Source organism: Chitinophaga rhizophila (assembly GCF_019492185.1).
Taxonomy (GTDB): Bacteria; Bacteroidota; Bacteroidia; order Chitinophagales; family Chitinophagaceae; genus Chitinophaga; species Chitinophaga rhizophila.
Genome location: NZ_JAICCF010000008.1, coordinates 58,939 through 65,428, shown reverse-complemented (window position 1 = coordinate 65,428; position 6,490 = coordinate 58,939). Strand labels below are relative to the sequence as shown.

4 protein-coding genes are annotated in these 6,490 nt (G+C 45.7%); 1 reads left to right on the top strand and 3 read right to left on the bottom strand.

All coding sequences use genetic code 11. The features are described 5' to 3' along the window. Nucleotides 1-570 precede the first annotated feature (570 nt). The 3 genes from truA to K1Y79_RS28950 form a co-directional block, all read right to left on the bottom strand. A complete protein-coding gene (truA, locus tag K1Y79_RS28960) occupies nucleotides 571-1,323 on the bottom strand; it encodes a tRNA pseudouridine(38-40) synthase TruA (protein ID WP_220253724.1) in 753 nt (250 codons plus the stop codon). A 101-nt stretch (nucleotides 1,324-1,424) separates the two neighbouring features. Continuing rightward, on the bottom strand, nucleotides 1,425-3,125 hold the full coding sequence (locus K1Y79_RS28955) for a hypothetical protein (protein ID WP_220253723.1): 1,701 nt from the start codon (nucleotides 3,123-3,125) through the stop codon (nucleotides 1,425-1,427). A 126-nt stretch (nucleotides 3,126-3,251) separates the two neighbouring features. Further along, entirely contained in the window at nucleotides 3,252-3,752 is a 501-nt protein-coding gene (locus K1Y79_RS28950) for a biotin/lipoyl-containing protein (protein WP_220253722.1), read from the bottom strand. 177 nt (nucleotides 3,753-3,929) lie between these two features. On the opposite strand from K1Y79_RS28950, the gene K1Y79_RS28945 reads away from it, so the two are divergent. Next, on the top strand, nucleotides 3,930-6,467 hold the full coding sequence (locus K1Y79_RS28945; protein WP_220253721.1) for a M1 family metallopeptidase: 2,538 nt from the start codon (nucleotides 3,930-3,932) through the stop codon (nucleotides 6,465-6,467). Nucleotides 6,468-6,490 lie beyond the last annotated feature (23 nt).

Sequence of the window (6,490 nt, the reverse complement as noted above, 5' to 3'; positions counted from 1 at the left end):
GTTTTGATACTGACTTCGTAATTTCTCTCGAAATTAGACGTCATATCTAATATGTTATCGCTTGAACATTACCTGTGTTAAATGTTTGCTGTTGTTTCCATTCTTTCAAAGAACTTATCGTTAAACCATTCGCCTAACGTTTGTCAATGTCCCAGATCCGATCTGTGTGGCGCTTACCGCCTGACATCTTTAAGTATTAAGAGCTTTCTTCTTCGTCGCTTCGCCGTCGCTAGCCCGTCGCCTGTTCGTTCAGTCTCCGTCGCTTCGTTTGCGTTGGGGTTGCAAAGTTGCAACCTTTTTTCTATTCTACCAAAACTTTTTTGAGAATTAATTTTAGCGGTCATTTTAGCAGCAACCTTTCTAAAACCAATGCAGCTGCCGTTTTCAGGAAACTATAGTCAATCAAAAGAAGAAGAAAATCAGTACTTGAGAAGAGCTTTTTCCGCGTTGCGTTGTATCGAAACGGGATGCAAAGGTAGCCGTTTTTTTATACCTACCAAATCTTTTTTAGGAAATAACTGACACGTATATACCAAACGCTTAATTATCAACTACTTAAGGTGCAATAAATTATTGCACCCTGTCCGCCAGCATCCCCTCCGGATAAGCTACCTTCATCAAAAACAACCCCTGCGGTGGTACCGCGAAGTCAGCATTTACACAATTGCGGCTCTCAATCGCCTGCCGAAACCCCTCCATCGTCAGCTTCCCCCTACCTACACGCAACATCGTACCTACCAATCCCCTCACCATTCCCCTCAAAAACCTATTCGCCGTTACTCGATACATCATACGGTCCTCCCCTATCACCCACTCAGATGACATGATATTACAGTTGTACGTCTTTACCTGCGTATTCCGCTTGGAAAACGTCATAAAGTTCTCATACTCCCGCAGTACGCCCGCCGCCTCCTGCAACAGATCCATATCCAGCCTGTAGGGAAAGAAATACCCCCTGTCCTGCATAAACGGATCCTTCTGCGGATACAAAGTATACTCATAAGAACGACTCAACGCATGGAAACGCGAATGCGCATCATCTGCTACCCGGTATATATTACGCACTACCACATCCCCCGGCAGAATCGCATTCACCTTATAGAGAAATTGCGGATGTAATGGCTGCTCCATATCGAAATGCAGGAAGTTCTGCCTCGCATGCACGCCTGCATCTGTACGGCTGGATCCTGTAGTCGCAATGGCTCCCCGCATCAATGTACTGATAGCATGGTCAATAACCGACTGTACTGTCTGCACATTATCCTGGATCTGAAAACCACCAAAACTGGTACCCTTATAGGTTACCTCTAAAAAATATCTCATAATTCTCTATTGCGAAACGCGAAGGTAAGGCGCAAAAAACAAAAAGGTCACAAAGTTGCTTTGATACAACCTTGTGACCTCTATATAAAAAAGTCAGTTCCTTACTTGTGCAACATCGCTCTGAAGCGTCCCTTATAATAACTATCCGATAACAGGCTCTCCATTCCCGCAAACTCATCTGAATGATATGCTTTCGGATATGCCTGATCCAGTAAACGGTACTTCGATTCATCTGAACTCAGTAACTGCACCAAAGTACGGATCTGAGAAGACTCCAGGCAATAACCCTTCGTCTGCTTACGGAAAGCATCTATCATGGCATCATCATCCTTACCGGCTGCATATTTCTTCAGCGCCTTCCTGAATGTCTCTTCATCCATCACCTTTCCGCAATCAGAGTTAATCATCTTCAAAGAAGACTTCGGATCTGCTACTGGAGCTGCCACAGGTGCAGCTACTTCTACTCCCACTTCTTCATCTCCCTTTTTCTTCTTCCTGTCTTTCTTCTTTTCCCTTGGATGATCTATAGACAAATCACTTACCTCATACCCGGTCGGATCAGTTACAACATTGTTAGGATGCTCTGCTGTATCAATCGTGTCAATCTTCTCTACAATCTTATTACGCTTCTTCTTTTTCTTTCCGCTATCTGCAGGATCTTCAGCAGGAATCGTCACAGGTGCTGGCGCTGGTGTTTCTGCTACCGCTGCCGGAACCGGCGTACCTGCCGGAGGGGCCTGATGCCCGCCTGTATCCATAAAGTCGATGAACGCCGGATCTTCTGTCTTCTTCTTTTTCTGCTTCCTCTCCTTCCTGTTATTTGTCTGCGTCTCTTCCTTAACCGGTTCTGCCGGCACTGTAACCGGAGCGGATGCAGGCACTTCTGATGCCGGAGCAGTTGCAGGAGCTGTATTGTCTGTCACTGGCTCTGCGGATTCATTGGCAGCAGCTTTATTCTCCTCCGCCAATATCGCACTGGCCAGTTGTTTTTCTTCTTCTGTCAGCGGCTCTCTGTCTCGCCTCCTCCTCTTCTTCCTGGGAGTCTCTGCTGCGGGCGCTGCCGCCACCACAGCTGCAGGGGTCGCCTCTACAGCTGTTGCAACAGGTGCTTGCGGTTGTTCAGGAGCAATATCATCGGGTCTGTCATCACTCAGTACCCTGTCCAGTGCCTGTGAAAATTTATTGGTCTGCTTTACAGGACGTGTGCCCGGACCTACCGCCACACCGCTTTGAGTAGGGAATGTTGAATCCAGATCCTTTTTCAGAGACGCCATCATGGCCTGCTTTTTATCCTCATCTGAAGTGCCTACACCTACTGGCGGAGCCGGCACAACAGCTGTATCTGCTGAAGGCATAGCCACTGCCGCTGGCGTAGCTTCGGTAATTACTGCCACTGTTTCCGGAGATACTGCAGCTGCCGGTGTATCTGCTACTGCTACTTCCGGAGCAGACGTTTCTGCTGCCGCAACAGCTGCTGCCGGTTTATTTGCTTCTCCGGGCCTGATCACCGCAAAAGTTTGCAGATTAAATAGGGAATACCCTTTACTACCATCTTGCTTCAACAGGAATCCCTGATCAGCAGGACCACTAATATTAATCTGGTACTGACCTTCCGGCGCGTCGCTTTTAGCAAAACCAATACGCAGATTGGCTGTACCGGCAGGCATTTTGGAAAGAATAAGATATCCCCTGTCTGAAGACGGGAGCAGCTTACCATCGTATCTTACATAAAAAGGCTGGGACCTTTCACTTTGTATATATACAAAATACTGCTGATCCTGGGCAGCCAAGTGCAAAGCCATTCCAAGAAAAAGCAGTGTGAAAAAAGATCTCTTTAAAAATTGCAGCATACACATTACTTAAATAACTATGAATGACGGACAAATCCGTCATTCTGATCCCTTATATTGATTTAATAATTACAAAATCTATTCCAAGATAACAAGTACCTCTCCTTTCTCTACCGCTGTCTTCTCTTTCACCTTCACTTCCTTTACTACCGCGTCCGCTGCTGCCTTGAATACATTCTCCATCTTCATTGCTTCAAGTATCAGCACAGGGTCGCCCTTCTTAATGGCCTGCCCCGGCTCTACCAATACCTTTAATACCAGTCCCGGCATTGGCGCTTTCAGGTCATTTACCTTCCTATTGAGCGCATCTTTCATACCCATCTCTGCCAGCAACTGGTCAATAGGCTCTTCTACCACCACTTCATACTCCTGCTGATCTATCACAATCGTAACCGTTTTTGTATCCCGATCAATCTTTGTGACCTGCGCTACAAAACTTTTTCCATCCAATATAACACTATGACTCCCACCCGGTAATGGTACGTCAGACCAATTAACCGGCTGACTATCACAGATTACTCTATGCTTCTCCAAATCGATTTTGAACGATAGATCGCTATTCACAATTGCTTTTATCATAACATGGTTTTAGCTGGACAATGACAAAAATAACGTTTTTAAACACTTACCGGGCGCGGGCTTTCCGAATGAACACGAATTATAGCCAATTATCATGATTTCATCAATATTAACAGTCCTGATCACTATTATTTGTGATAAAACCTGTTAATTCGTACCCAAAAACAGTTAATAATCATGTTTAAACCTTTGAAGCACACGCTTAAAAGTGTACTAGTAGCAGGCCTGACCGGGTTCATATATTACACCCCGGCCACTGCCCAACAGGCCCCATCACAGCAGGAAGATCCCGCCCTTACAATTTATCGTGCCACTTCTACAAAAGTGCATGATCTGACTCATACAAAACTGGACGTTCGCTTTGACTATGCAAAGAGATATTTAATTGGTAAAGCCTGGCTTACGCTAAAACCTCACTTTTACACTACTGACTCCCTCACTCTTGACGCCAAAGCAATGGATATCAAGCAGGTAGCCGTAGTAAAAGGTGGAAAGAACATCCCCCTGAAATTCAACTACGACAGCACACAACTACACATCGGACTGGATAAACCATACCAGCGCACAGAACCTTTCACTATATATATAGACTACATCGCCCGTCCTGAAGAGGTGAAATCAACCGGCAGCTCTGCCATTACAGATGCCAAAGGCCTGTACTTCATCAATCCTGACAGCGCTGTTAAGAATAAACCGGTACAGATATGGACACAAGGCGAAACCGAATCAAGTTCTGCCTGGTTCCCGACCATTGACCGCACTAACCAGAAAACTACCCAGGAGATTAGTATTACTGTAGATAAGAAATATGCGACTTTATCCAACGGTAAGCTGATGAGCCAGAAGAATAATGCTGATGGCACCCGTACCGATTACTGGAAAATGGACCTGCCACACGCTCCTTACCTGTTTATGATGGCTGTTGGTGACTTCGCTATCATCAAAGATCAGTGGAAAGGTAAAGAAGTAAACTATTACCTGGAAAAAGAATATGCCCCTTACGCCAAAGCTATCTTCGGTAATACACCGGAAATGCTGACCTTCTATTCCAATCTGCTGGGATATGATTATCCATGGGTAAAGTATTCCCAGGTAGTTGTAAGAGACTATGTATCCGGCGCAATGGAGAACACTACTGCTACTATTCACGGCGACTTCCTCCAGAAAACTGACAGGGAACTGCTGGATAACAATAACTTCAATGAAGCCGTTGTTGCGCATGAACTGTTCCACCATTGGTTTGGCGACCTGGTAACTGCTGAGTCCTGGAGCAACCTTACCCTGAACGAATCTTTTGCTGACTACAGCGAATACCTGTGGATGGCGTACAAATATGGTAAAGACGCCGGAGATGATCATGCTTACAAAGCCATGCAGAGCTATCAGAAATATGCGCAGTATTCCGGCGATAAAGACCTGGTACGCTACCATTACCATGATAAAGAAGATATGTTTGATGCCATCAGCTACCAGAAAGGCGGCCGCATCCTGCATATGCTACGCAACTTCGTAGGAGACAGCGCCTTCTTTAAATCATTGAACGTCTACCTGAAAACCAATGCTTTCAAATCAGCAGAAGCATCCCAGCTGCGCCTGGCTTTTGAAGAAGTAACCGGTCAGGATCTGAACTGGTTCTTTAATCAATGGTACTTTGGACAGGGCTATCCTGTACTGGATATCAGATCCAGCTACAACGAATCAGACAAAACTGTTACCGTTACGGTTGAACAAACTCAGACCACTAACAAGATCTTCCAGTTGCCTGTAGCGATCGATATCTATGCCGGTGGTAAAAAGGTACGCCATAAGGTAACAATCTATAACCAGAAGGAAACTTTCACCCTGCCATGTGCTACCCAGCCTGATCTGGTCAACTTTGACGGCGACAAGGTACTGCTGGCAGAAAGGAAAGAGCACAGGGACATCAATAGCTATATCTTCCAGTATGCACATGCGCCTGAATACCTGGATCGCCGCGAAGCAATCCAGGCTTGTCTGAAAGAGCAAAGCACCAATCCGGCGGCGTTGAAAGTAGTAGTTGCCGCCCTGAAGGATAAATTCTATGGACTACGTGCGCTGGCTGTCAGCGGTCTTAAACTGGTTGATCCGGTTGTCAAAGAGGCAACGCTGACGACATTACAGGAGCTGGCAAAAAAAGACAATAATGCTACTGTCCGTGCAGCTGCATTAACTCAACTGGGTACATTAAAAGACGTGAAACTGACGGCTCTCTTCGAAGCCGCTGCCAAAGACCGTTCTTATGCGGCTGCCGGCGCAGCACTGGAAAGCCTGGGTGAACTTGATCTGGATAAAGCCTATGCACTGGCAAAACAGATGGAAGCTGATTCCAAAGGTGCTTTAAGCGGCGCTATTACCAATATCTATGCACAGAAAGGTAATGAAAGCGATATCGCATTCTTCGCAAAAACTTTCAATGAAGCCAGTGGCCAGGATAAACTGGATGCTGCCATCCAATACCTCTCTATCCTCAGTATTGTTGACAATACCGACCAGGTAGTAAAAGGTGTAGGCGATATCAAAGACATGGCGATGATGTTCAACAATAAGATGGTAAACAACTACCTGATTACCCTATTGCAGCCTATCGCTAAAAGCAAAGAAGAGAAAGCGGCCATTGCTACGCCTGATAAGAAAACTGCCCTGTTAAAACAGAGCGAATACCTGAAACAGGTAGCGAATGACCTGAAGAACTAAGAAAAGAAGATAACGTAATAAAA

Excerpts from the sequence above, each read along its gene's own strand:
- truA (WP_220253724.1), bottom strand. The coding sequence starts at position 1,323 with ATGAGATATTTTTTAGAGGTAACCTATAAGGGTACCAGTTTTGGTGGT.
- K1Y79_RS28955 (WP_220253723.1), bottom strand. The coding sequence starts at position 3,125 with ATGGCTTTGCACTTGGCTGCCCAGGATCAGCAGTATTTTGTATATATA.
- K1Y79_RS28950 (WP_220253722.1), bottom strand. The coding sequence starts at position 3,752 with ATGATAAAAGCAATTGTGAATAGCGATCTATCGTTCAAAATCGATTTG.
- K1Y79_RS28945 (WP_220253721.1), top strand. The coding sequence starts at position 3,930 with ATGTTTAAACCTTTGAAGCACACGCTTAAAAGTGTACTAGTAGCAGGC.